This is a genomic window from Streptomyces sp. DSM 110735, assembly GCF_016482685.1.
In the GTDB taxonomy this organism is placed as follows: domain Bacteria; phylum Actinomycetota; class Actinomycetes; order Streptomycetales; family Streptomycetaceae; genus Streptomyces.
Map to the genome: position 1 here is coordinate 94,242 of NZ_JACYHF010000017.1, position 24,242 is coordinate 118,483.

Annotated in this window: 21 protein-coding genes; 9 read left to right on the forward strand and 12 right to left on the reverse strand. The window is 72.3% G+C overall.

Annotated elements, in window-relative coordinates:
* The first annotated feature begins 4 nt into the window (after positions 1–4).
* The gene (locus IF655_RS23545; RefSeq protein ID WP_242488896.1) at positions 5–1,225 is read left to right on the forward strand and encodes a MoxR family ATPase; all 1,221 of its coding nucleotides are present in this window, start codon (positions 5–7) and stop codon (positions 1,223–1,225) included.
* A complete protein-coding gene (gene fxsT, locus IF655_RS23550) occupies positions 1,222–5,835 on the forward strand; it encodes an FxSxx-COOH system tetratricopeptide repeat protein (protein ID WP_199587089.1) in 4,614 nt (1,537 codons plus the stop codon). The genes IF655_RS23545 and fxsT overlap by 4 nt, the downstream gene beginning before the upstream one ends.
* A 219-nt stretch (positions 5,836–6,054) precedes the next feature.
* Here fxsT and IF655_RS23555 read toward each other — a convergent pair whose 3' ends face one another.
* Together IF655_RS23555 and IF655_RS23560 are read right to left on the reverse strand one after the other, a co-directional pair.
* A complete protein-coding gene (locus IF655_RS23555) occupies positions 6,055–7,950 on the reverse strand; it encodes an HEXXH motif-containing putative peptide modification protein (RefSeq protein WP_199587090.1) in 1,896 nt (631 codons plus the stop codon).
* Positions 7,947–8,162, reverse strand: coding sequence for a hypothetical protein (locus tag IF655_RS23560; protein WP_199587091.1), 216 nt, complete (start codon positions 8,160–8,162; stop codon positions 7,947–7,949). Before IF655_RS23560 ends, IF655_RS23555 begins: the two co-directional genes overlap by 4 nt.
* A gap of 144 nt (positions 8,163–8,306) precedes the next feature.
* Between IF655_RS23560 and IF655_RS23565 the strand changes: the two genes are divergently transcribed.
* On the forward strand, positions 8,307–8,639 hold the full coding sequence (locus tag IF655_RS23565; RefSeq protein WP_199587092.1) for a CU044_2847 family protein: 333 nt from the start codon (positions 8,307–8,309) through the stop codon (positions 8,637–8,639).
* Positions 8,640–8,679: 40 nt separating this feature from the next.
* Here IF655_RS23565 and IF655_RS23570 read toward each other — a convergent pair whose 3' ends face one another.
* Positions 8,680–10,122 carry an endonuclease/exonuclease/phosphatase family protein gene (locus IF655_RS23570; RefSeq protein WP_199587093.1) on the reverse strand — a complete coding sequence of 481 codons (1,443 nt, stop codon included), beginning with the start codon at positions 10,120–10,122 and terminating at the stop codon, positions 8,680–8,682.
* 92 nt (positions 10,123–10,214) lie between these two features.
* Positions 10,215–12,113 (reverse strand): alkyl/aryl-sulfatase, encoded by a 1,899-nt coding sequence (locus IF655_RS23575; RefSeq protein ID WP_199587094.1) that lies wholly within the window; start codon positions 12,111–12,113, stop codon positions 10,215–10,217.
* Positions 12,114–12,331: 218 nt separating this feature from the next.
* Between IF655_RS23575 and IF655_RS23580 the strand changes: the two genes are divergently transcribed.
* Entirely contained in the window at positions 12,332–13,207 is an 876-nt protein-coding gene (locus tag IF655_RS23580) for a YhjD/YihY/BrkB family envelope integrity protein (RefSeq protein ID WP_199587095.1), read from the forward strand.
* On the opposite strand, the gene IF655_RS23585 is transcribed toward IF655_RS23580, so the two are convergent.
* On the reverse strand, positions 13,185–14,495 hold the full coding sequence (locus IF655_RS23585) for a hypothetical protein (RefSeq protein ID WP_199587096.1): 1,311 nt from the start codon (positions 14,493–14,495) through the stop codon (positions 13,185–13,187). The two genes, IF655_RS23580 and IF655_RS23585, sit on opposite strands and share 23 nt — an antisense overlap.
* A gap of 318 nt (positions 14,496–14,813) precedes the next feature.
* Here IF655_RS23585 and IF655_RS23590 point away from each other — a divergent pair, with 318 nt between their 5' ends.
* On the forward strand, positions 14,814–15,299 hold the full coding sequence (locus tag IF655_RS23590) for a hypothetical protein (RefSeq protein WP_199587097.1): 486 nt from the start codon (positions 14,814–14,816) through the stop codon (positions 15,297–15,299).
* Positions 15,300–15,326: 27 nt separating this feature from the next.
* Here IF655_RS23590 and IF655_RS23595 read toward each other — a convergent pair whose 3' ends face one another.
* Positions 15,327–16,337: a MerR family transcriptional regulator gene (locus IF655_RS23595; protein WP_242488897.1), complete on the reverse strand. Its 1,011-nt coding sequence runs from the start codon at positions 16,335–16,337 to the stop codon at positions 15,327–15,329.
* Between the two features lie 294 nt (positions 16,338–16,631).
* On the opposite strand from IF655_RS23595, the gene IF655_RS23600 reads away from it, so the two are divergent.
* A complete protein-coding gene (locus IF655_RS23600) occupies positions 16,632–16,928 on the forward strand; it encodes a hypothetical protein (RefSeq protein WP_199587098.1) in 297 nt (98 codons plus the stop codon).
* 42 nt (positions 16,929–16,970) lie between these two features.
* Here the strand turns inward: IF655_RS23600 and IF655_RS23605 are convergent, their stop codons facing one another.
* From IF655_RS23605 to IF655_RS23625, 5 genes are all read right to left on the reverse strand, one after another.
* The gene (locus IF655_RS23605; RefSeq protein WP_199587099.1) at positions 16,971–18,440 is read right to left on the reverse strand and encodes a HAMP domain-containing sensor histidine kinase; all 1,470 of its coding nucleotides are present in this window, start codon (positions 18,438–18,440) and stop codon (positions 16,971–16,973) included.
* Complete coding sequence (locus IF655_RS23610; protein ID WP_199587100.1) at positions 18,440–19,168, reverse strand: response regulator transcription factor; 729 nt, start codon at positions 19,166–19,168, stop codon at positions 18,440–18,442. Before IF655_RS23610 ends, IF655_RS23605 begins: the two co-directional genes overlap by 1 nt.
* A 134-nt stretch (positions 19,169–19,302) precedes the next feature.
* Complete coding sequence (locus tag IF655_RS23615) at positions 19,303–20,061, reverse strand: DUF4232 domain-containing protein (protein ID WP_199587101.1); 759 nt, start codon at positions 20,059–20,061, stop codon at positions 19,303–19,305.
* 107 nt (positions 20,062–20,168) lie between these two features.
* Positions 20,169–20,741, reverse strand: a complete 573-nt coding sequence (locus tag IF655_RS23620) for a MarR family winged helix-turn-helix transcriptional regulator (RefSeq protein WP_199587102.1) — start codon at positions 20,739–20,741, stop codon at positions 20,169–20,171.
* 39 nt (positions 20,742–20,780) lie between these two features.
* Positions 20,781–21,230 (reverse strand): hypothetical protein, encoded by a 450-nt coding sequence (locus tag IF655_RS23625; protein WP_199587103.1) that lies wholly within the window; start codon positions 21,228–21,230, stop codon positions 20,781–20,783.
* A gap of 358 nt (positions 21,231–21,588) precedes the next feature.
* On the opposite strand from IF655_RS23625, the gene IF655_RS23630 reads away from it, so the two are divergent.
* The 3 genes from IF655_RS23630 to IF655_RS23640 all read left to right on the forward strand — a co-directional run bounded on the left by IF655_RS23630 (position 21,589) and on the right by IF655_RS23640 (position 22,956).
* Entirely contained in the window at positions 21,589–21,927 is a 339-nt protein-coding gene (locus tag IF655_RS23630; protein WP_018543752.1) for a YnfA family protein, read from the forward strand.
* A gap of 103 nt (positions 21,928–22,030) precedes the next feature.
* Positions 22,031–22,807 (forward strand): SDR family NAD(P)-dependent oxidoreductase, encoded by a 777-nt coding sequence (locus tag IF655_RS23635; RefSeq protein WP_199587104.1) that lies wholly within the window; start codon positions 22,031–22,033, stop codon positions 22,805–22,807.
* A complete protein-coding gene (locus IF655_RS23640; protein WP_199587105.1) occupies positions 22,807–22,956 on the forward strand; it encodes a hypothetical protein in 150 nt (49 codons plus the stop codon). Before IF655_RS23635 ends, IF655_RS23640 begins: the two co-directional genes overlap by 1 nt.
* Positions 22,957–22,974: 18 nt before the next feature.
* Here the strand turns inward: IF655_RS23640 and IF655_RS23645 are convergent, their stop codons facing one another.
* Positions 22,975–24,168: an RtcB family protein gene (locus IF655_RS23645; protein ID WP_199587106.1), complete on the reverse strand. Its 1,194-nt coding sequence runs from the start codon at positions 24,166–24,168 to the stop codon at positions 22,975–22,977.
* Positions 24,169–24,242 lie beyond the last annotated feature (74 nt).

Genomic DNA, 24,242 nt, shown 5'->3' on the forward strand with positions numbered 1-24,242 from the left:
CGACATGGTTCCAGGAGACGGTGAGGCGGAAAGGACGCGTCCGTCCGGCGAGGTGAACGGCTCGGGCGGCGCCGCACCCCAGGACGCGGCGGTCCCGGCCGGGCCCGCGGGCAAGGGTCCGGGGCAGAACGGTGCGGACAGCCGGTGGTGGATCTATCGCGGCACGGGCAAGCCCCTGTACGACTCCGATCTCGGGACGCTGCTGCCGCCCCCGCCGCCCTGGCGCCGTTTCACCGGCGGTCCCGTCGTCCCGCCACCGCCGTCGGACGACGAGGAGGCGGAGCGCCGGCTGGGCCAGGTCGGCGCGTCGTCCCCCGGCTCCGACCAGCTCAGGCGCGAGGCCGACATGGTGAACGCGGCGCTGCTGCTGCGCCGCCCGCTGCTGGTCACCGGTCGCCCCGGAACCGGCAAGTCGTCGCTCGCGTACCGCATCAGCCGGGAGTTACGGCTGGGCCGCGTCCTGCGCTGGCACATCACCAGCCGCACCACCCTGCGCAACGGGCTGTACGAGTACGACGCGATCGGCCGGGTCCAGGACGCGGCGGCGCTGCGCGGTACGCACCACGCCGTCGCCGGTGCGGCGGAGCCGTCGGACGACGAGCGCCTGCCCGGGATCGGCGACTACCTCCAACTGGGCCCGCTGGGTACGGCGTTGCTGCCCTACGAGCTGCCCCGGGTGCTCCTCGTCGACGAGCTGGACAAGAGCGACCAGGATCTGGCCAACGACCTGCTGAGCGTGTTCGAGGAGGGCCAGTTCCCGGTCGCCGAGCTGGTGCGCGCCCGGCGGCTGCACCCCCGGGTGACCGTGATGACCGACGATCCGAGCCGCAGCGCCGACATCGTCGATGGCGTGGTCAAGTGCCGGGCCTTTCCCATCGTGGTGATCACCTCCAACGGTGAGCGGGAGTTCCCCCCGGCGTTTCTGCGCCGCTGTCTGCGGCTGCGGATGCCCGATCCGGACCGCCCGCAGCTCGTCAACATGGTCATGGCCCATCTGCGCCAGGCCGCCTCCGGTTCCTCGGGTTCCGCCCGCGCGCAGAGCCTGATAGACCAGTTCCTGCACAACAGCAGGGAGCGGGGCGGTCTCGCGATGGATCAACTGCTCAACGCTGTGTTCCTGGCGACTTCGGGGCGTTTCTCCGGCGACGAGGAGTCGCTGGAGGAACTCGTGGACGCGTTGTGGCACCGGCTCGACGGAGCGGGGGCGGAATCGAGGGCCGGATGACATCGGCATCCCCCGAGCCCCCAGCCGTGCCACCGGCAGGGGAGCCCGGGCACGACCCGGGCACGGCGTTGCCCGCCTGGACGGACCTGGCGGACGCGCTCTATCTGGCGGCGTACCGGGACAGCTCCGTACCGCTGTTCGACGTGCCCGGACGCGCCGCCCTGGAGCGCGGCGAGCGCCCCCGCGAGCGGTCACGGCAGTCCGGTCCCCGTGCCGCCGACCGGGCGTCACCACGGGAAGCGGACGACGCCGCCCCCGAGGAACAGGAACAGGAACAGGACGGCCGCCCTCCCCTCGCTCCCTCGCCGGAGGAGGAAGAGCCCCCGGTCGGTCCCGCTCCCGTGCTCGACGCGCTCCCGGCAGAAGAGCGTCCTCCCCTGCGCCCGCTGAGCAGCCCCGGCGTCCCCGCGGACACGGGGACCGAGGCGGGGCACGCCGCCTGGCCCGCCTCGCCGCGGTTGGCCGGGACCCTCGCGCTCGGCAGGTCGCTGCGTCCGCTGCGGCTGACGTACCGCTCGCCGCACGAGGCGGAGCTGGACGAGGAGGCGACCGCCGAACGGGTGGCGGCCACCGGGGTGTGGGTGCCGGTGTGCCGTCCGGTACGGGAACGCAGGCTGGACCTCGTGCTGCTCCTGGACGCCAGTGCGTCGATGGCGCTGTGGTCGCACACGGCACGGCAGATCGCCGAACTGATGGAGCAGACGGCCGCCTTCCGCACGGTACGGCTGGTCCGCTGGGACGTCGGCGCGGGCACCGCCGCCGGGGTGCGCCCCGACAGCAGGCAGCTTCTGCTGGCGGTCACCGACGGGGGGCACAGCGCCTGGCGCACCGGTCGCGCCGCCTCGGTGCTGCACCGGTTGGGACGGTCCTCGCCCGTCGCCGTACTGAGCCTGCTTCCGCAGCAGTTGTGGGACCTGACCCTGCCCACGGTCGCGCGCGCCCGGTTACGGGCTCCCTCGGCCGCCGCGCCCAACCTCGCCTACGCGAGCGATGTGAAGCACGCGGGTCCGGATCCGCTGGACCCGTGGCCGCTCACCGGTCGGGACACCGCCGGAGAGACCGCCGTTCCGGTGCCGGTCGTCGAGCTGGGACCCGTGGCGCTGGGGCGCTGGGCACGCCTGGTGGCCGGGGCGGGGGACGGCGAGGGGCAGGAACTGGCGACGCTGTGGACCGGTCCCGAGGGGGATCTGCGGTCCGCCGCGGTCGGACCCGTGCCGACCCGGCTGGCCGACCTCGTGACCGAGCCCCGGAGCGGCGACACGGGCGACGACCGTGCGGCGGGATCGTCCGCCGAGCTGCGGGCGAAGCGGGCCGCCGCCATGGTGCGGCGCTTTCGCGCCACCGCCTCTCCCGTCGCCTACGCGCTCGCCCAGCGGCTCGCGGCGGCTCCCCTCAACCTTCCCGTCATGCGGCTGCTGCAGCAGTCGCTGCCGGACGCACAGCCCTGGCACCTCTCCGAGATCCTGCTCCTGGGTCTGGTACGGCAGACGGGCGACACGGCGGAGACCGAGAACGTCCACCATGTGTCCTTCGACTTCGAGGGGGGCGTACGGGAGGAACTGCTGGCGCTCGGCTCCCGGACCGAGACCGTACGGGCGTTGCGGGAGATCGAGCGTCACCTCGGTCCGCGTCTGGAGGCGCTGTGGGGCGAGGGCGCGGGCGCGCTGGTGGCGCCGGAGGGCGATCTCGCGGATCCGCCGATGACCGAGCAGACGCGTCCCTTCGTCACGCATCTGTACACCGCGCTGTGCTCGGTGTCGGGTCCTTTCCTGGCGCGCGCCAACAGCCTCGGACGACTGCTGCAACGCACCGGTCCCAGGCCGGTCCATCACCTCACTGCCGCCACCGACGGCGCAGCCAAACAGATAGATGTACACCCAATGGGGTACTCCTCACCCCAGGAAATGCGGTCAAATTTGGACATCACACCTAAAGACACGTTACATTACGAATCCGCATCACCTCAGATCTCCGACATACCGAACGCCCCACCTCTCACGGGGAATTCAGCGGCAGCGCGGCCACCGTCCGCCCCCGCTTCCCCCGCTTCTCCGTCGCTGCGACAAGGAGGCCACACCGTGTCTGCCGCTTCCTCCGTCGCCCCCGGTCAGTCGACGCTGCCCGAATCGCCCCGCATCTGGGGGAACGTACCGCAGCGGAACCGAAATTTCACAGGACGAGAGACCCTGCTCGAAAGGCTGCGGGAGCGGCTGCGCGGCGGTATCGCGGCAGTCCTGCCCGAAGCCCTGCACGGCATGGGCGGCGTGGGCAAATCCCAGATCGCCATCGAGTACGTCTACCGGTACAGCCGCGATTACCGCCTCATCTGGTGGATTCCGTCCGAGCAGGAAAGCCAGATCGTCCAGTCGCTGATCGAACTGGGCGAACGCATCGGCCTGCAGGTCGGCTCCGAAATGAGCGCTGTGCCCGCGGTTCTGGACGCCCTGCGCCGCAATGAGCCGTACGGCGACTGGCTGCTGGTGTTCGACAATGCCGAAGATCCGAGGACTGTGCGCAATTATTTCCCCAGCGCCGGATCGGGCAGCATCATCGTGACATCTCGCAACTCCCATTGGTCCACCAACGTCAGCTCCCTCGAGGTGGACGTCTTCACCCGTGAGGAGAGCGTGGCTCTGCTGCGGCGCCGCAGTCAGAACCTCCCCGACGAGGCGGTCGACCACCTCGCCTCGGCTCTGGGCGACCTCCCGCTGGCGGTGGAACAGGCAGCGGTGTGGCTGGCGGAAACAGGCATGCCGGTGCAGCAGTACCTGGAGGTGTACGAGCGCAACTTCACGGAGCTGATGCAGTCCGATCCGCCGCACGACTACAACCGGTCGGTCGCCGCCGCCTGGAACGTGTCGCTGGGCCGGTTGCGCGAGACCCACCCCGCCGCTCTGCAACTCCTCCAGGTCTGCGCCTTCTTCGCTCCCGAACCCATCGAGTGGGACCTCTTCTCCGCCGTGCGGGGCATCTCCGTACCGCCGGAACTGCAGTCCGCGCTGGACGAGCCGGTCAAACTCGGCCGGGCCGTAAGGGAGATCGGGCGTTACGCACTGGCCAGGATCGACCATCGGCAGAACACGGTGCTGATGCACCGACTGGTCCAGCGCGTGCTGATCGAGCAGATGAACGCCCAGGAACAGGAGCAGATGCGGCACGCCGCGCACCAGTTGCTGGCCCACGCCGATCCGCGCAATCCCCAGCGCTCCGTCTTCTGGCCGCAGTACTCGTCGCTGCTCAGTCATCTGCGGGCGTCCGACGCCGTGCAGTGCAAGGACGGCTGGACCCGTCGGCTCGTACTGAACGAGGTGCGGTTCCTGCGCGCCCGGGGCGATCACGCGACGGCTCTGGGTCTGGGCGAGGAGGCGGCGGCGATCTGGCGCGAGGACCTGGGCGAGGATCACGAGGAGGTCCTCGCCGTCGACCAGCAGATCGCGGAGACACTGCGCGAGCGGGGGAAGCGCGCCGACCTCCAGCGTGCCTACGAGATGCAGGCCGGACTGGTGGAGCGGTACCGCAGGGTGCTGGGCGAAGGACACGAGGACACGCTGCGGGCGCAGAGCTATCTGGCCATCCACCACCGCAACCGAGGGCATTTCGACGAGGCCCGGGAGATGGACCAGCAGGTCTTCGACACCAGTACACGCGAGTTCGGCAGGGACGACCCGGCGACCCTGCTCGCCGCGCACAACTACGCGGTGAGCCTCCGGCTGGCCGGCAGTTCGGACCAGGCTGTCGAGCTGGACCTGGACACCTGGGAGCGCAGGATCGAGGTCCTGGGCGAGGACCACATCCAGACACTGGGCACCCGCGAGGCGTATCTGCTCGACCTCCAGGAGGTCGGCCGGTACGAGGAATCCGACGACGGCTACGCGGCGCTCGCCGACGAGGTCACCAGCAGGTTCGGGGAACAGCATCCGTTCGTGGCCCTGGTGAACCGCAACCGCTGTGTGACCCTGCGCAAGATGGGCGACCACGAAGCCGCCTACGCGCTGTCCAGCAAGTATCTGGAGCTGATCGCGGCCAACCTCGGCACCGACAGCCGCCACTATCTGCTGATCGCGGCCAGTCACGCCAACGACCTGCGCCAGGTCGGCAAGCTCCAGGAGTCCCGCGCCCTGAGCGAACGCGTGCTGGAGACCCACCGCGAGCGGTACGGCCAGGATCATCCGCACAGCTACGCCATCGCCATGAACCTGGCGGTGACCCTGCGGCTGCTGGGGCAGACCGAGGCAGCCCTCGAACTCGACCAGGCATCGGTCGAGGGTCTGACCCGGGTCCTGGGCGCGGACCACCCCCGCACCTTGCTCGCCCGTATGAACCTGGGCAGCGACCACTTCGCCCTGGGCCGTATCGAGGACGCCCACGCCATCGACGCGGCGCTGAAGGACGAGTCGGCACGGCTGCGGTCCGACCATCCGGCGAACCTCGCCGTCGAACTCAACCTGAGCCACGACCTCAAGGCACTGCGCAGGACAGCGGAGAGCGAAGAGCTGTACGAGAGCGCGCTGGACCGGTACCGGCTGCTCCTGGGCCCCTCCCACCCCGCCACCCTCGACGCCGAACGGGGACTGCGCGCCAACGGCGACATCGACCTGCTGTCGCTCTAGTGCCGCGACAGGCAGCGTTTGCCCGTCAAGGAGCGGCGTCCGGTGCGTGCTCTCGGCGTGCCGGCCGGAAGCCCTCGTACTGGGCGTACTCGGGCTTTCGGCCGGTGCGGCGAGAGTGCGTGCCGGGCGTCGCGACGGGGCGAACGTTGCCTGTTGCGGGGCTAGGAGGCGTCTCCCCGATCTTCGCGGGCTGATCCACGAAGATCGGGGAGACACCCCCTAGCCCCGCTCGCCCGCTCCTGCCAGCCACGCGGCGAGGTCGGCAGGGGCGGGAGGCGTGGCTCCGGCTGTTCGCAGAGCCTGGTGGAGGGTGGTCACCGCTTCGGGGCGGGACAGCAGCAGGGCGTCGCCCGGTCCACGGGACTCCGCCGGGACGGCCAGGGCGGCGCCGATCCACGCCTCGACGTCCTCCGGGTCGCGCGCGGTCCACTCCGCGTACCGGCGCGCGGCCAGGTCCGTGTCGCCCGCGACGGCGGCGCACTCGGCGCGCGGGGACGGCTCCCCGCTCTCGTCCGCCTCCTCGCGTCGGTCCGCGAAGTCGGCGGGCGCGGACAGCCGGATTCGGGCCAGTGGTCCGAACGTGTCGGGACGGATGAGCCCGGGACGTGCGTGGAGAACGGAGGGCGGCAGGGCGGGAGCTGCGGCTCCGGACTCCCATGCCTTGGCGAGCCGCTCCGCCTCGGCGAAAGGTATCTCCAGATGCCGTGCGCGCCACACCGCCCGCCGCAGCGCGCAGTAGTGTCCGGCCAGCGCGGCGGGTCCGGCGGCGACCTCGTCGTCCTGCCAGCCCGCGACCTGGGCGGCGATCCCGTCGGCGAAGAGCCGGCCCGCCTCGGTGAGCCGGTCGTCGCTCCGGAGGGCGGCCACCGCCTCCGTCAACTGGTCGCGGAGGACGGCGAATTCGAAGTCCACCCGGTCGGCTTCGGGTCCGCTCGCGTGATGGCGGTGGGTGCGCCAGAACCGGCCCACTCCGGCGAAGGCGAACACCCCGTGCAGCAGCCCCTTGACCGGTCGGGGGTCGCTGCGCCAGGGCGCGTAGTAGTGCCGCTCCTCCGCCGTCCCCTCGGTCCCGTCCTCGGGGACGCGGACCAGGTGGACCATGCTGAGCAGGGCGTTGAGCTGCTGGTGGCGTGCTTCGTGGACGAGGACCGCGGCGGTCTGTGTCACGTCGTGGGGCAGGGAGAGCATGACCGCGCCGAAGGCGTCCAGCGAGGAGGCGCTGGCCACCATGCCTCCCTCGGCACGGCGGAGCGAGCCGGGTACGAGCGTGCGCACCAGCGCGCCAAGCGCGGCGGCGTCCGCCGGGGACTCCCGCTCCAGCAGGGCGTACGCACCGGCGAGCCGGTCCTCCCACTCGGGTAATCGGCGGTCGCCCGAGCGGCCGGGGGATCTGGGGTAGCGCGTGAAGTCCCGGTACGGACTGACCGTGTCCAGCCAGGGTCCCGCCGCTCGCCGCCCGGGTTTCCCGCCGGGCGTGAGTCCGGGCACGGTCCGCACGGTCCGCAGCGGGCGCCAGCCGGGCGCCGGGTCGGGCAGGCGGCGCTCCAGCGTGATCCGCCCGTCCTCCCCCTGGACGACGGCGCCCCGCTCGTCCACCCGGATCTCCGCCTCGCTCCAGCGGCGCCGTGCGACCGGTCCCGCCATCCCGGCACCCGGCAGCCACACCAGACCGCGGTGGGCGGGCACGCGCAGGACGCAGGGGACTCCGGCGCGCAGGGTCGCCGCTGCCGCCAGCGCGTGGAACTGGCCGAGGTCCGCCCACAGCGGGGCGGTGGACGGCGCGCCGGTGACCGCTCCGTTCAGGCGCCGGAGCAGGCGCAGGGCCCACGCCATGACGGTGGGGTCGGCCAGGACGGCTTCCACCGCCTCGGGTGCCCGTTCCTCGACGACGCACAGCAGCCGCCAGGCGTCACGGCCCGAGGGGATGCCGCCGGGGTGCCGGGTGCGCCGTACCCCTTCGTCGCCGCGGTCCAGGAGGGCACGGAGAATCAGCAGGAGCTGGCTGCGCTGCGCGGAACACAGCAGCTCGAGATCCGTCTCGCTCGCGTCGCCTGCCGCCATGGCGCGCAGCGAGTCGAGGGACACCCGGTGGACGTCCAGCGGCCGAGGGGTCACCGGCCGCACTCGTCCGGATGCCGCCCTCGGACGAACCTCATCTCCTCGCTCTGGCTCTCGCCGGCCAGCGTCCCGAACGCCAGGGTCGCCTTGGCGCTCACCTGGCTCAACGCGCGTCGCAGCGCGGGATCGTCACTGGAGTGCAGCTCCGCCAAAGAGATCCCCGACAGATCGAGAAGGTCGGAACAGAAGTCCTTCGCAGGGTCTGCCATACCGTGGTTCCCCCTGACATGGTGGTTCGGCGGCTCCGGGTGCGCTTCCATGGTGGCCGCAATGCCTCGCCAGTGGAAGACGGCCGCAGGTCATACAGCGTGGGGTCGACCGGCTTGCCTGGTCGGCCACGTGAGGGGGATCGCATGACACACCTACTGCGCTTTCCGGCGCCCGACGACGACGGCCACCTCATCGTCGAGGTGGCCGACGACGACCCCGCCGTCGTGGAGGTCTCCCGCCTGGGAAACGCCGTGGCCGACGCCACCGCCTCCTTCGAGGACGGCATGGACCGCATCCGGAACGCGGCCGTCTCCGCCCTGCGGCGGCTGCGCGACATGCCGAGCCGTCCGGACGAGGTGGGACTGGAGTTCGGCATACGGTTCAACGCCGAATTCGGCGCCGTCATCGCCAAGTCGGAGGGCGAGGCGCAGCTCAAGGTGACGATGACGTGGCGGCGGGACGGGTCGGCGGAGTGAGCGCGGCCGGGGCGCACCGCCCCGGCCGCGGCATCACCCGTCAGAGCGTGATCGTCGCGTGGATCATGCGGTGGTCCGAGAGGGACGGGTCGACGACCTCGCAGGCGTAGGTGGCGCCGGTGGGGCCGAAGAGATAGTCGATCTTGTTGTTGCCGTCGGTGGGGGCACCGTCGTGGGGCGAGCCGGGGGTGGGCTGGCCGCACTCCTGGTGGGAGGCGTACAGGCTCGACAGCACGTCGACGGACGCGTGGGTGGTGTTGAGGTCGCCGCCGAGGAAGGGGGTGTAGCCGCGCTCCTGGAGCTTGTCGACGATGCCCTTGAGGGCGTCGGACTGCTTGCGGCGGGATATGCCGTCGGGGTCGTCACCTGCCTGATTGCCGTCTACGAAGTACGAGCCGCTGCTGAAGTGCGCGTTGCAGTAGACAGTCCCGGTCTCGGGGACGGTGGCGCACAGGGCGGGACGCTGTTCCTTCTTGTCGGGCGAGGGCAGGGTGTAGCCGCGGTACCAGGTGTTGGTGTCCTTGACCGCGAGCGCGATGCCGAAGGAGCCCCGGTCCTTGTGGCTGGTGCTGTCGGCGCAGGTCTTCTGGGCCAGGAGACCGGTGTCACTGGTGCCGTCGGTGGCGACGACCTTGTAGTACGTGGGCGCGAACCGTACGTCCCAGCCGCCGCCGAGCCGGCTCTCCAACTCGAGTTCCAGCGGCTTGACCGCCTTCTCGCAGATCTCCTGGAAGAAGATCGCCTCGGGGCGGTGGTTCAGGTAACCGTTCACGCCGGAGGCGACGTTGGCGCCGACCGTGTCGCCGTCGACGTACTGCAGCTTGCACGCCGCGCTCGGGTTGTTGTTCGCGCACACGTTCCACGAGGCGATGTCGTGCCGCCCGGAGGCGGTCACGGACGACTGCGGGGGCATGCCCGTGTCACCGGCGCCGTCGACCGGCACAAAGGTGAAGCGCTCCCAACTGCCCACCGAGGAGGAACGGGCGCGCAGCAGACCCTGGTCGCCGCCGGTGTAGTTGAACTCGGCGGTGACATAGAGCCCGTTGGCGGCGGACTTCAGCGCGAACTGACCCCCGCCCTGCGGGACGACGTAAAAGCGCTCCCAGGAACCGCTGTTGGTGCCCCGGGCACGCAGCATCCCGCTCTGGGCGCCGCTGGTGTCGACCTCCGAGGTGACGTAGAGACCGTTCTCCTCGTTCCGGAGCGAGACGGTCGTGCCGTAGCCGACGCCCGAGATGTTGTCGGTGTGCAGGGAGAAGGTCTCCCAGGAGCCGACGGTCGTCGAGCGGGCCCGCAGCTTGCCGTTCTGGTCGCCGGAGTCGTTGACCTCGGCGGAGACGTACACCCCGTTGACCTTCAGAGCCCAGCGCTGACCGGTGGACGACGGCGGCGCCGAGGCGGCGAGCGCGGACGTGGCGGGCAGCGCCACCACGCCGGTGAGGGCGGCCAGCACGGTCGCCAGAAGAAGACACAGTCTTCGCATGATTCCCTTGTCTTGGTGAGTCGTTGACCTAAACGATCTTGACGTTAGGGGCAGTACGACTCCTGGACAAGGGTGTTGTGCGCCCGCTCCGCTCAGGGTGTGACGATCGCGAAGTCCGGGTCGGGCTCGGTGAGATGGGACAGCAGCCTGGTCAGCGCCGACGCCTCGCCCGTCAGGGTCACCCCCGGACGGGACGCCAGTTCCGCCGGGGTGAGCGTGCCGAGGAGCAGGGCGCGCAGTTCGGCTTCCGGGAGGGCGATCTCCGCGTCCGGGGGCGAGGAGGGAAGCGAACGGCCGTGTGTCAGGACGCCGTTGCGCAGACGCATGGTCACCGGGTCCCCGTCGGTGATGTTCCAGCGCACGGTGATGTCCGCGTCCCACGCGCGCGGTCCGTCGACGCGGATGGCGAGGGTGTCGAAGAGCTGGTCGAGGGTGAGGACGGCGAGCAGGTCGGGGGCGACCGTGGAGGTGGGGGTGCCGACGGAGCCGTGGCGCAGCTCCAGGGCGCCCATCAGGTAGAAGTTGCGCCAGGTGCCGTTCTCCGCGCCGTAGCCGAGCTGTTCGAGGGCGTCGGCCTGGAGGGCGCGCGCCTCGGCGTTGGCGGGGTCGGCGAAGACGACGTGGTTGACGACCTCGGCGACCCAGCGGAAGTCACCGGCGTCGTACGACTCCCGTGCGCGGCGCAGGACTTCACCGGCGCCGCCCATGAACTCGACGTAGCGGCGGGCGGCTTCGACGGGCGGGTGCTGCCAGAGGTGGGCGGGGTTGCCGTCGAACCAGCCGAGGTAACGCTGGTACACCGCCTTGGAGTTGTGGCTGGCGGAGCCGTAGTAGCCGTGGGTGTGCCAGGCGCGTTCCAGGGCGGGGGGCAGCTCCATGCGCTCGGCGATCTCGGGACCGGTGAGTCCCTGGTTGAGCATCCGCAGGGTCTGGTCGTGGAGGTAGGCGTACAGGTCGCGCTGCTCGGAGAGGTACTCCGTGACCCGCTCGGTGCCCCACACCGGCCAGTGGTGGGAGGCGAAGGCGACCTCGGAGGCGGGACCGAAGAGGTCGGCCGCCTCGGTGAGGTAGCGGGCCCACACGCGCGGGTCGCGGACCTCGGCGCCGCGCAGGGTCAGGAGGTTGTGCAGGTTGTGGGTGGCGTTCTCCGCCATGCACAGGGCGGCGCGGTCGGGGAAGTGGATGTTCAGCTCCGCCGGTGCCTCGGTGCCCGGGGTGAGCTGGAAGACCATGCGGATGCCGTCGACGACCTCGCTCTGCCCGGTGCGGGTGATGTCGACGGTCGGCGGGATCAGACCGACGGCGCCGGTCGCGGTGGTCTGCCCGAGACCCGCGCCGATCTGCCCGCGCTCGCCCTTGGGCAGGGCGGCGCCGTACATGTAGGCGGCGCGCCGGTTCATGGCCGTCCCGGCGTAGACGTTCTCGCTGACGGCGTGCGCGAGGAAGCCCTGCGGGGCGAGCACCGGGACGCCGGACGCGACGTCCTCCTCGGTCAGCACCCCGCGCACGCCGCCGAAGTGGTCGGCGTGGCTGTGGGTGTAGAGGACGCCGGTGACGGGACGGTCGCCGCGGTGCGCGCGGTAGAGGGCGAGCGCGGCAGCCGCCGTCTCGGCGCACAGCAGCGGGTCGATGACGAGGACCCCGCGCTCGCCCTCGACGATCGTCATGTTGGACAGGTCGAAGCCGCGCACCTGGTAGATGCCCTCGGTCACCTCGAACAGCCCGTGCTCGGAGCAGAGCCTGCTCTGCCGCCACAGGCTGGGGTTGGCGGTGGGCGGGCACTCCTGGTCCAGGAAGCCGTAGGCGTCCAGGTCCCACACCGTGCGCCCGTCGGCGTCCTTGATCAGGTTCTCGGACGCCGTGCCCAGGAAGCCGCGCCGGGCGTCCGCGAGGTCCCGGGTGTCCTCGAACGGCAGTCGGCGCACGACCTCCGCGTTCGCCTCGGCGATGGCGGGCTCGGCGGGTCCGCTGCCGTCGCTGCTGAGCGCCATCTCGTACTCCCTCGGGCTGCGGACCGTACGGCGGTCCGCTCGCGGACACGGCCCTGCCAGCCTCGCCCGGCGCGTGCGCGTCCACGAGCGGGCGTACGCCGTACGGGGCATCGCCGGGTACGGACCGCCGCGCGCCCGATCGGACGCGTACCGCTCGCCGCCCGCGCCGAGCGCGCCGTTGACTGGGTGTCCGAGGGCCGTGCGGGTCGGGAGGCGGTATGGCGTGGAAGGCGCGGCTGGACCGGCTGCGCGCGGAAGCCGAACGGCGCTTCCCCGTCATCACCGCGCTGACCGGCCGGCTGCTCTCCGCCAACCTGCTGGACGCGGCCACCCGGCTCGCCGCGCAGGCGTTCCTGGCCGCCGTGCCGCTGCTGTTCGCGTTCGCCGCGTTCGCGCCGGAGGCGGTGCGGGAGCAGTTGCGGGACTCGCTGCGGGCGGTGTTCGGGCTGTCCGGCGGCTCCAGCAGACAGCTCGACCAGGTGCTGAACGAGTCCACCGACCCCGAGCTGCGGGAGACCAGCGGGATCATCGGGCTGGTGGTGGCGCTGATCTCCGCGACCAGCTTCAGCCGGGCGATGGCGCGGGTGTGCGAGCGGGCGTGGCGGCTGCCGAAGGCAGGGACGCGGATCGCCGCCTGGCGGTGGGTGGTGTGGCTGCTGGTCCTGGTGCTGGTGATCCTCTTCCAGGCGCCGGTGCGCGACGGCTTCGGCGCCGGGCTGTGGCTCGGCACCCCGCTGCTCTTCCTGGTCGGCACGTTCGTCTGGCTGTGGACCCAGCGGCTGCTGCTCGCGGGGCGGGTGCCGTGGCTGGCGCTGCTGCCGGGCGCGCTGCTGGCGTCGGCGGCGTCGAGCGCGCTCGGTCTGACCGCGCGGATCTACATGCCGCAGGCGCTCAACCGCTCCCTGCGCGAGTACGGCTCCCTCGGGCTTGTGCTGGCCCTGCTGTCCTGGCTGATCGTGCTCAGCGCGGCGATCACCTTCGCGGTGACGATCGGGGCGGTGCTGGCGCAGGAACCGCCGCTGAACCGCTGGCTGGGGACGGACCGGCTCAAGGAGGACGCGGCGGAACCGCTCAAGGACGACCGGACGGACTGACCGCCGCTCCCGCGCCGCCTCCCCCGTCGTCCGGCGCCTCCGCCAGGAAGTCCACCACCGCCAGCGCGAACAGCAGCGCGAGCGCCAGCCCGACCACCACCCACCCGGTCGGGCGGTCCCAGAAGACGTACGCCGCGACCGCGCCCGCCACCAGCAGCCACTCGATCCACACCCGGAACCGGTGCGTGAACGGTCCGACCGGACCGGTCCGCATCCCGAACCGGTCCGCCTGACCGCGTACGGCGTGGATGCCGGTGTGCCACAACTGCCGTGCGCCGCGCGCGTACCGCCCGGGACCGGACAGCCAGGCGGCGAGGGCGACGACCACGCCGAGCGTGATCACCGCCCGTACGGCGGTGCGCAGAAAGCGGGTGAGGGTGTCGTAGACCGCCTCGGCGGCGGGCTGGGACACGTCGGCGGGGAGCGCGTCCAGGTAGATCACCCGGAAGACGGTGAGACCGAGACCGAGCAGCAGGGCGGTGAAGGCGAAGCCGAGCGCGGCGGCGACGAGCGCCCGGCGGCGCCGTACGGCGGTCAGCACGCCCGCGATCAGCAGGACGGCGGCGAGGACGGGCACCCACAGACCGGCCAGTTCCAGCAGCCGGAAGTACGTCTTGAGCCTGCCCACCTCCTCCGCCTGGAGCACGGTGAAGCTGGTGTGCACCTCGGGGATCTTGCCCGCGAGACCGAGCCCCGCGCCGACCAGCCGGTCCTTGACCTGCTCGATGACGGGGGCGAGGTCGATCTGCACCTTGTCGCCCTGGAGCTGGACCGCGCCGCCCCCGCTGCCGGTGAGCGCCTTGTCCACACTGGTGTGGATCTGACGGTTGGCGTTGGTCCAGAACGTGGCGAACCGGTCGGAGGCGACGACCTCCCGCGTCTTGTCGTTGACGAAACTGCGCACCGCCCCCTGGAGCGAGCCCCCGATGCCGCCGAGCGCCTTCTCGACGAGCGGCCGGTCCTTCGGCGCCACCTTCTCCAGCAGCTTCGGGATGTCGAGCTGGTCCATCAGCGCGTCGGTGACCCGGTTCGCCACCGCGTCCTGCACGGCGGGGTCGTGGGCCAGCGGGGCGACGGTGGCGACGTACCGGTCGGTGTCGTCCGCGAGATCGGCGGTCCAGGCGGCGACGACCCCGAGCGGGGCGAGCAGACAGCCCAGCACCACGAGCACGAACGCGACGACGGCCCGCCCGGGATGCCGCCGCGGGCGCCGCCGCCCCTCCAGCGCGTCGACCCGCGCCCGCAGCTCCTCCCACTCCTCCCGCCCCGACGGCTGCTCCTGCCCCATGCCCGCACTCCTCCGTTCCGGCGCCGCGCCGACTCCGCTCCGACTCCCTCGCGGCCCGGCCGGACGGGCACCTGTGAGCAGCAGATCCCGGGCGGGAGGCGCGCGCCAGCGACGGTGGGCTGTTCGGCGGTAGCGCGGGACCGGGGCGGGGACGGGACAGCGGGCGGCGGCGCCGATCAGGTACGCGGCACCGCGGGGGCGGAGCTCGCTGACCCGTTCGGGTGGAGCGGGCGCACGGGTGTCCCACACGGCGTGCGGGATGGGGAGTGCGCCCCTTGACTGGGAGCGGTGATCGTCGGCGAGGTACGGAGGCGGGACATGGCGGGGTACTGGATAAGAGGCACGGCCGGAGCAGTGCTCGCGGTGGCGCTGGGGCTGGCGTCCGCCGGGTGCTCGGACGGGTCGAGCAGTCCGTCGGACAGCGCGAGCAGGGCGGCTTCGGCGGCGTCCTCCCTCGCCTCCCGGGCGTCCGACTCGCTGGCGTCGGCCACGGCGGAAGCCAAGCGGAAGCTGGACCAGGTCAAGGGCGGGGTGAACGCCAAGAGCGACGTGAGCCTGGGCGGGATCACCACCGACTCCGACGGCAGGGCCAACGTCGCGGTGACCGCGAACAACACCACCGACTCCCGCAAGTCCTTCGTCGCGCAGGTCAACTTCGACGACAAGAACGGCAACCTGCTGGACACCGTCGTCGTGACCATCGACAACGTCAGCGCGGGCTCCCACCGTCAGGCCACCGCCCGCAGCCACCGCAAGCTGACCGGCGACATCCACGCGACCGTGGCGACGGCGCTGCGCCACTGAGGCCGGGCACGACGGAGCGCCCGCGGCTCAGCCGCCCGCCCCCTCCGCCCCGCGCTCGCGCAGCCACTCCAGCACCCGCCCCGCGTGCTCGCCGGGCGGGAAGACCGGGTAGAAGACGTGCTCGACCACCCCGGCGCGGACGATCAGCGTGAGCCGCTTGTACAGCCGCGCCCCCGACGTCTCGAAGGTCGGCAGGTCCAGCGCCCCGGCGAGCGCGAACCCGGGGTCGGAGAGCATCGGGAACGGCAGCCGGAGCCGCTCCACGACCTCGCGCTGATAGCCGGTGTCCTGGCTGGACAGCCCGTACACCCGCGCCGCGCCCGCCGCCCGCAGGTCCTCGAAGTGGTCCCGGAAACCGCACGACTCCACCGTGCAGCCCCGGGCGCCCGGGATGGCGTTCCAGCCCTCGGGGAGATCCGTGCCGGGGCGGCCGGTGAGGGGGTAGACGTAGATCACCGCACGGCCGGGTCCGAGACCGTCGAGCCGGACCGTGCCGCCCGCCGTGTCCGCCAGGGTGAGCGACGGCATCCGGGTGCCGGGGAGGTGATCGGCGGCGCCGTCGTCCGGGGGGACGGGCAGACCGGCGGGCAGGGTGAGGTGGTCGTCGTGCATCGCCTGGGTCTCCTTCGGCGGGGTGTGTACGGGCGTCGGCAGGGGGCTAGCCGCCGCTTCGAGACGTGCCAGCAGCACCGCCCTCCTCGCCGTCAACTCCTCGATGCGCACAGCCAGTTCGTCTGCCGCGTCGCGGTAGCCCGCCAGTGACGCCGGGCAGTCCGCGTGGCTCCGGCCCGCCGTCAGGCAGTCGAGGAAGGGGCGGGTGCGCTCGGCGGGGATGCCGAGGCGTCTCAGCGCCCGGATCTCCTGGACCAGGCGCAGGTCTGCCGCGTCGTAGCTGCGGTAGCCGTTCGGGCGGCGGGACGGGGTGATCAGTCCGAGGGACTCGTAGTAGCGGACCGCCTTGACCGTGGTCCCGGCTCGCCGGGCCAGCTCCCCGATCCGCATCCCGGCCACCTCGTCCTCGTTCCCCGCACCGCTCATGTCACGGCACGCTAAACCCTGCCCCCGGGGGCAGGGTCAAGGGCGCCCAGGGGGCGTAAGGCGGGACGCCCGTACGGGGCGGTCCGCGCGCCCCGTACGGAGGTGTCCGCGATCTCGGTCATCATGGAAAGGCCGCGTCACCGGCTCCGGCCGGCCGACGCGGGCGTCACCCGACCAGTGACGCACCTCGGCCGGTGTGCGTGGCACCGGACCCGCCCCGGGTCCGTCCTCCATACCGTGGGTTTCCATCCGCCCTCGGCCACCGGCCGGTCCATCCAGTTCACCAGGGGAGACATGCAGGAGACGCGACCGGACACGGGACCGGCGACGCCGGGTACGGCGGCGGGCATCGACCTGCGCGACCTCACCCCCACGCTGAGCCTGCTCATCATCAGCCTCGTCGTCGCCGCCGTCGGGGTGTACGAGCTGTGCGGCTTCGGGCTGCACAGCCTCGACCGCCGCCCGCATCTGTTCAGCGACGGGCTCGCGACCGGCGGCGTGATCGTCGCGGCGGTCGCGGCGGGAGCGGCGGCGGGCAACCTCGCCTGGACGCTCGCGACGTCCCGCAGGGACACTCCCGGCGGCGACTGACCGGGACCGGGGCACGGGCCGACCCAGCGGGTCAGCCCGGGGTCACCCGACCCCGCCGCCCCGCGGCTCCCCCCGCGTCCCCTCCCCCGCCGGACCGCCCCCCACCGTGAACCCGATGACCGCCCCGCCGCCCTCGCGCCGGTAGGCGAACGGCGCGCCCCCGTGCGCCATCGCCACCTCGCGGACGATGGAGAGACCGAGACCGGAGCCCGGCAGGGAGCGGGCGTCGGCGGCGCGGTAGAAGCGGTCGAAGATGCGGATGAGGTCGCTCTCGGCGATGCCGGGACCCCGGTCGAGGACCTCCACGCGGACCGTGCCCGCACGGGCGGGACCGGTGACGCGGACCTCGATCGGCGCGCTGCCGTCCCGGTCGAACTTCGCCGCGTTCTCGACCAGGTTCGAGATCGCCCGCTGGAGCATCCCGGGGCGCCCCTCGGTCCGGGTGTCGCCGCTGACCCGCAGCACGATCTCCCGCCCGGTACGGCGCCCCGCGAGCCCCGCCACGTCCTCCGCGAGGTCCGCCAGGTCCACCCGCTGCGGCGGCTCGGAGTCGGACTGCCCGGCGGCGAGGTCGACCAGCTCGTTGACCAGGTCGGTCAGCTCGCGAGCCTCCTGACCGAGATCCGCGACCAGCTCCTCGCGCGTGCCGGGCGGCAGCTCGTCCAGGCGCCGGAGCAGCGAGATGTTCGTCCGCAGCGAGGTCAGCGGGGTGCGCAGCTCGTGCCCCGCGTCCTGGACCAGACGCCGCTGGTCCTCCTCGGACTGGGCGAGCCGCCCGAGCATCCGGTCGAAGGCGCGCCCGAGCCGCCCGACCTCGTCGAGTCCGGCGACGGGCACCTCGATGCCGAGCCGCCGGGTGCGGGCCACGTCCTCGGCTGCCGCCGTGAGCACCACCAGGCGCCGGGTGATCCGGCGCGCCAGCCACCAGCCGAACAGCCCCGCGCCCACCACGACCGCCGCCATCAGGATCAGCGTCCGCTGCTGGAGCGTGCGCAGCAGGTCCTCGGTGTCGCTGAACTCCTGCGCCACCTGCACCGCGCCCTTGCCGTCCCCGAGCGAGACGGTGGCGATCCGGAACAGGTCCTCACCGACCCGTACGTCCTTGTGCTCGGCCAGCCTCCCCGCCGCCCGCGCCCCGGCGACCGTCCGGTCGGCGCCGGTCACCGGCAGCACCGGGCTGCCGTGGTCGACGATGTCCCCGCGCGCGCCGAGCACCTGCACGTCGGTCCGCGCGGGCCGTACGAGGTCGTGCCCGGGGCGGGAGGAGGAGAAGTCGTCCGGGGTCATGTCGTGCTGCCGGACCTCGTCCCGTACGTCCTGCACGACCTGCGTGAACACCGACTGCTGGTCCACCCGGACGAGCCGCGCCGCCGAGCCGTACGACAGGATGCCGACCAGGATCGTGACGGCGGCGGTGACGGCGGCGAAGGACACCGCGAAGGTGGTGCGCAGCGAGACCAGCTTGGTCCGGCCCGCCCGGGACCGGACCGGCGCCCGCCAGGGACGGGCCACTACTCCTCCCGCAGCACGTACCCCACACCGCGCACGGTGTGGATGAGCTGCGGGGCATCCGGCTCGTCCAGCTTGCGGCGCAGATAGCCGACGTAGACGGCGAGGTTCTTGGAGCCGGGTCCGAAGTCGTAGCCCCAGATGCGGTCGTAGATCGTGGAGTGGTCCAGCACGATGCCCGCGTTGCGCACCAGCAGTTCCAGCAGCTCGAACTCGGTGCGGGTCAGCTCCAGCTCGCGCGCGCCGCGCCAGCAGCGGCGCGCCTGGAGGTCCATGCGCAGCCCGGCGGCGCCCACCTGGTGGCGCTCGGAGACCACCGGCCGGTCCTCCGGGCTGACGGCGGGCGCCGGGATCACCGCGGCGGGGGTCGTACGGCGCAGCAGGGCGCGCAGCCGGGCGAAGACCTCCTCCACGTCGAACGGCTTGACCACGTAGTCGTCGGCGCCCGCGTCCAGACCCGCGATGCGGTCGGCGGTCTCCACCAGCGCGGTGAGCATCAGGATCGGGGTGCGGTCGCCCTCGGCGCGCAGCACCCGGCAGACCTGGAGACCGTCGATGCCGGGCATCATCACGTCGAGCAGCAGCACGTCCGGCGGGGTGCGGTGAGCCTGCGCCAGCGCCTCGACACCGTCGGCGACCGCCGTCACCGCGTAGCCCTCCAGGGTGAGGGCACGCTCCAGGGCGTGGCGGATGGCGCGGTCGTCTTCGGCGAGGAGCACAGTCTGGGGCACCCGACCAGTCTGCCAAGGCGCGCGGGCGTTCGGCCGGGCCCGGTGATCCACGGTGGTCCTTTTTACCGGGATCTCACCGTCGGCGGCTTACCGGGATCTCACCGTCACCGGGTCCGGCCGGGGGCACCGGCGGGTCAGGAGCGCGTGTCCGCCTGCTGCATCGAGGCGACCGCCTGGGCAACCGTCGCGCTGTACAGACCCAGCTTCGGCCCCAGAACCTTCGCGCCGGAGCCGAGCGGGAAGTTCCGGGTCTCGGCGTTGGGCATGTGGTCGCCGTTGGCCAGCACGTTCATCTCGTCGATGCCGGGCGCGGTGCCGGTGGTGGCGCCGCTCGGGTCGAGGTCGATCACGGCGTAGGCGGTACGGCCCGCGTGGAGCGCGTACGCGGGCGGACCGCCGAGACCGCCGGGGACCAGCGGCTTGATGTTGTGGCTCTGGTCGGCGGACGTGGAGGAGCCGAGGTCGACGGCGGGGTAGTAGCTCAGACCGCAGGCGCTCGCGCCGGTGTTGCGCACCTCGATGACCCGCTGGGTGGCGGCGCGCCGGGTCACCCGGACGGTCACCTGGCCGCCCGCGCAGGGGTGGGTGTAGGCGTAGCTGTCGGTGTCCTTCGAGCCGCCGGACTTGGTGGCTGCCTGCTTGGCGGTGGCGCTCTTCGTGACGGTCGTGCCGCCGGACTTCGCCGCGGTCGTGGCGGCAGACCCGGCCGGGGCGGAGGCGTCCTTCGACTGCTTGGCCGCCACCGTGGCGGCGGGCTTGGCGGCGGGCTTCGCGGCGCCCTCGTCCTTCGCGCCGCCGCCGGAGCCGTCGGAGCCGCCGCAGGCGGTCAGGGCGAGGGCGAGGACGGCGGTACCGGCGGCGGCGAGCGCGGTGGAGCGGTGGAGCGTACGCATGGGAATTCCCCCGTGAGATCGGTGAGGTGCGTGACGTCGTGACGTCGTGCGGTCGTGTCAGAAGGCACCGGGAAGCGGGGAAACCCGCCCCGACCTGCTGACATCGACTACTCTCCGCCCCCGTCCCCACGTTTCGCTGACGCCTCGCTGACGTCGTGCTGACGCCCGCCGCCGGACCCCGCCGGTGCCCTCCGGTCCGCCGCCGCCCGCTCCTCGCGCAGCCGGGCCGCCTGCTCCCCGGAGAACTCCACCGTGCGCTCCATGTGCCGCACGATCACGGCGAGTTCGGCGTCGTCCAGCTCGTCGAAGATCCGGTACCAGTCGCCGGAGAGCGTCTCCCACACCCGCCGGAACTCCGCGATCCGCTCCGGTACGGGCACGACGAGCACCCGGCGCCGGTCCGCCTCGTCCCGCCCCCGGACGACGTATCCGGCGCGCTCCAGGCGGTCGACCAGGCGAGTGGCCGACCCCGTGGTGAGCCCGGTCAGCTCCGCGACCCGTCCGGTGGTGACCGGCTCCGGCTCCAGGGTGAGCAGGTTCAGGCACTGGAGGTCGGTGGGGTGCAGCCCGATCCGGTCGGCGACGGCCTGGCTGAACAGGGCGTACGCGGCGATGTACCGCCGGGACACCGCGTCCAGCTCCGCCAGCAGCCCGGCCCGGGCGGTGCGGTTCCCGGCCATGTGGACCTCCTGTACGTGCTGTCCGACGGCTGCGGCTGCTCAGAACGCGTACGCGTCCCCCGTGTCCAGGACCAGCACCTTCAGGCGGTCGTTCGAGCGGTCCGGGTCGCTCACGCCGCCGTTCCAGGCGGTCTCCACCTCCAGGGTGACCTCCGATGCCGCCCGCCGCAGGGCGACGGTCAGCGCGAGAGTCCGCCCCGCCCGTCCCACGGCCAGCGCGCCCGTCCCGCACACCACGGTCCGCTCCCCGCTCCGCGCACACGCCGCGGGCAGCACCTGCCGATCCGCCAACGCCACCGACCACCGCAACCGCACACTCGCGTCCGGCACGGCGGAAGGACCCGCGTCCCGAGGAGTGAGCCGCACCTCGACCCGGTCCCCGGTGAGGGCGGCGTGCCCGTGAAAGGAGAGATCGGCGTGGGGCGGCGTGGCGGAGCGGAGGGTGGGGCGGGATGCCGTGACGGAACGGAGGGCGGACTGGGATGCCATGACCGGCGTACTGCCTGATCGCGCCGCACCCGCCGCACCCGCCGCGGACACGGCGGTCCCGGGCACCCTCGCCGCCGGGGAACCGCTCTCCGCCGCCCCCGCCGTCCCGCCGAAGCCCAGCGCAGCGCCCCCGCACACACCCAGCAGCACCCACGTCCTCGCCCGCACGCCCACGCCGCTCACCCCTTCCAGCCAGATGCCGTACCGCTGCCGTACCGCTGCGGTACCGAGGGACCGTGGCGCGCAGTCGTGCCGGGGCCCAGGGGATGTATGCCACGGAAGCGCCAGGCCAGGCGCCGTCCATCAGGTGAACGGACGCACGCCGGGGGTGCCGGACGGGACATGACACCCTGCCCCCATGCTGATCCTCCGCTCCGCCGCCCTCTTCGTCGTCGCCGCGCTCTTCGAGATCGGCGGCGCGTGGCTGGTCTGGCAGGGCGTGCGCGAGCACCGCGGCTGGCTGTGGATGGCGGGCGGGGTACTGGCCCTCGGCGCGTACGGCTTCGTCGCCACCTTCCAGCCGGACGCCCACTTCGGCCGCATCCTGGCCGCGTACGGCGGGATCTTCGTGGCGGGGTCGATCCTGTGGGGCGTGGTCGCGGACGGCTACCGCCCCGACCGGTGGGACATCGCGGGCGCGCTGGTGTGCCTGGCGGGGATGGCACTGATCATGTGGGCGCCGAGGAACGGCGGCTGAGCAGCGGCAGCCGCCGCAGAGCACCTGGCGGCGCTCGCCTACGCTGGACGGGCAGCGCCCCGATCCATGACCCCATGACCCCTTGACCGCACAGGAGCAGCCCATGGCCCCCGCAGCCCCGTCCGCCGCCGCCCGTATCGCCGTCGTCACGGGCGCGAGCAGCGGGATCGGCGCGGCCACCGCCCGCAGCCTGGCCGAGGCGGGGTACCGGGTCGTCCTCACCGCGCGTCGCAAGGACCGTATCGAGGCGCTCGCGGAGGAGCTGACCGCGGCGGGTCACGCGGCGACGGCGTACCCGCTGGACGTGACGGACCGCACGGCGGTGGACGAGTTCGCCACCGCGTTCCGCACGATCGGCGTGCTGGTCAACAACGCGGGCGGCGCGCTCGGCGCGGACCCGGTGGCGACCGGCGACCCGGAGCACTGGCGCACGATGTACGAGACGAACGTCATCGGCACCCTGAACGTCACCCAGGCGCTGCTGCCCAAGCTGGAGGCGAGCGGCGACGGCGTGGTGGTCGTCGTCTCCTCCACCGCGGGGCTCGGCACGTACGAGGGCGGCGCGGGCTACGTCGCCGCCAAGCACGGCGAGCACGTCCTCGCCGAGACCCTCCGCCTGGAGATCGTCGGCAAGCCGGTGCGCGTCGTGGAGATCGCCCCCGGCATGGTCAAGACCGACGAGTTCGCCCTGACCCGCTTCGACGGCGACACCACCAAGGCAGCCAAGGTCTACGAGGGCGTCGCCGCCCCCCTCACCGCCGACGACGTCGCCGAGACGATCACCTGGGCGGTCACCCGCCCCAGCCACGTCAACGTAGACCTCCTGGTCCTCCGCCCCCGCGCCCAGGCGTCCAACACCAAGGTCCACCGGGAACTGTGATGCCCACCGACGACAACTCCCCCGAAAAACGCCGCCTCGCCCAGGAGACCAAGGACGAACGCCAGGTCTGGTACTTCCTGGCGTACTTCCTCTTCGGCATCCACGTGATCGCGTTCGTGATGATCTACGCGGTACGACACGCGAAGTAGTCCGTATCCGCGCGGAGTTCAGCCCTTCACGCAGACGAACTGCTTGAGCTTCGCCACCACTTCGACCAGATCCCGCTGCTGCTCCATCACCTGGTCGATGTTCTTGTAGGCGCCGGGGATCTCGTCGACCACGCCGGAGTCCTTGCGGCATTCCACGCCCTTGGTCTGGTCCTCCAGGTCCCGGGTGGTGAAGCGGCGCTTGGCGGCGCTGCGGCTCATGCGCCGACCGGCGCCGTGGGACGCGGAGTTGAAGGCTGCGGTGTTGCCCAGTCCCTTCACGATGTACGAACTCGTCCCCATGGAGCCGGGGATGATGCCGTACTCGCCGGAACCCGCCCGGATCGCGCCCTTGCGGGTGACGAGCAGGTCCATGCCGTCGTACCGCTCCTCCGCCACGTAGTTGTGGTGGCAGGAGATCTCCGGCTCGAAGACCGGCTTCGCCTTCTTGAACTCCTTGCGGATGACGTCCTTCAGGAGCGCCATCATCAGCGTGCGGTTGTACTTGGCGTACTCCTGCGCCCAGAACAGGTCGTTGCGGTAGGCGGCCATCTGCGGGGTGTCCGCGATGAAGACGGCCAGGTCGCGGTCGACCAGCCCCTGGTTGTACGGGAGCTTCTGTGCGACGCCGATGTGGTGTTCGGCCAGTTCCTTGCCGATGTTGCGGGAGCCGGAGTGCAGAGTGAGCCACACCGAACCCTCGGAATCGAGCAGGAGTTCGATGTAGTGATTTCCGGAGCCCAGCGTCCCCATCTGAAGAGCCGCCCGCTCGCGGCGGAAGCGGACCGACTCGGCGACCGAGTCGAACCGCGCCCAGAACGCGTCCCATCCGGCGGTCGGCAGCCCGTGGAAGCGCGCCGGGTCGACGGCGTCGGTGTGCATCCCCCGCCCCACCGGAATCACCCGCTCGATCCGCGACCTGAGCCGCGACAGATCCCCCGGCAGGTCATTCGCCGTCAGCGACGTCCGCACCGCCGACATCCCGCACCCGATGTCCACCCCCACCGCCGCCGGACACACCGCGTCCCGCATGGCGATGACCGAGCCGACCGTCGCGCCCTTGCCGTAGTGGACGTCCGGCATGACGGCGAGTCCGCGGACCCAGGGGAGCGTGGCGACGTTCTGGAGCTGGCGCAGGGCGCCGTCCTCGACGGTGGCGGGGTCTGCCCACATGCGGACGGGCACCCGGGCGCCCGGTATCTCGACGTACGACATCTCTTCCTCGTTCCCCCGGTGACGGAAAAAGCCTCAAAAGGCGCAGAACGCAAAAGCGGCGCCATGGTCGAGAA

Coding starts and splice junctions, on each gene's coding strand:
- IF655_RS23545 (WP_242488896.1), top strand. CDS start 5: ATGGTTCCAGGAGACGGTGAGGCGGAAAGGACGCGTCCGTCCGGCGAG.
- fxsT (WP_199587089.1), top strand. CDS start 1,222: ATGACATCGGCATCCCCCGAGCCCCCAGCCGTGCCACCGGCAGGGGAG.
- IF655_RS23560 (WP_199587091.1), bottom strand. CDS start 8,162: ATGGCAGACCCTGCGAAGGACTTCTGTTCCGACCTTCTCGATCTGTCG.
- IF655_RS23565 (WP_199587092.1), top strand. CDS start 8,307: ATGACACACCTACTGCGCTTTCCGGCGCCCGACGACGACGGCCACCTC.
- IF655_RS23570 (WP_199587093.1), bottom strand. CDS start 10,122: ATGCGAAGACTGTGTCTTCTTCTGGCGACCGTGCTGGCCGCCCTCACC.
- IF655_RS23575 (WP_199587094.1), bottom strand. CDS start 12,113: ATGGCGCTCAGCAGCGACGGCAGCGGACCCGCCGAGCCCGCCATCGCC.
- IF655_RS23580 (WP_199587095.1), top strand. CDS start 12,332: ATGGCGTGGAAGGCGCGGCTGGACCGGCTGCGCGCGGAAGCCGAACGG.
- IF655_RS23585 (WP_199587096.1), bottom strand. CDS start 14,495: ATGGGGCAGGAGCAGCCGTCGGGGCGGGAGGAGTGGGAGGAGCTGCGG.
- IF655_RS23590 (WP_199587097.1), top strand. CDS start 14,814: ATGGCGGGGTACTGGATAAGAGGCACGGCCGGAGCAGTGCTCGCGGTG.
- IF655_RS23595 (WP_242488897.1), bottom strand. CDS start 16,337: ATGAGCGGTGCGGGGAACGAGGACGAGGTGGCCGGGATGCGGATCGGG.
- IF655_RS23600 (WP_199587098.1), top strand. CDS start 16,632: ATGCAGGAGACGCGACCGGACACGGGACCGGCGACGCCGGGTACGGCG.
- IF655_RS23615 (WP_199587101.1), bottom strand. CDS start 20,061: ATGCGTACGCTCCACCGCTCCACCGCGCTCGCCGCCGCCGGTACCGCC.
- IF655_RS23620 (WP_199587102.1), bottom strand. CDS start 20,741: ATGGCCGGGAACCGCACCGCCCGGGCCGGGCTGCTGGCGGAGCTGGAC.
- IF655_RS23625 (WP_199587103.1), bottom strand. CDS start 21,230: ATGGCATCCCAGTCCGCCCTCCGTTCCGTCACGGCATCCCGCCCCACC.
- IF655_RS23630 (WP_018543752.1), top strand. CDS start 21,589: ATGCTGATCCTCCGCTCCGCCGCCCTCTTCGTCGTCGCCGCGCTCTTC.
- IF655_RS23635 (WP_199587104.1), top strand. CDS start 22,031: ATGGCCCCCGCAGCCCCGTCCGCCGCCGCCCGTATCGCCGTCGTCACG.
- IF655_RS23640 (WP_199587105.1), top strand. CDS start 22,807: ATGCCCACCGACGACAACTCCCCCGAAAAACGCCGCCTCGCCCAGGAG.
- IF655_RS23645 (WP_199587106.1), bottom strand. CDS start 24,168: ATGTCGTACGTCGAGATACCGGGCGCCCGGGTGCCCGTCCGCATGTGG.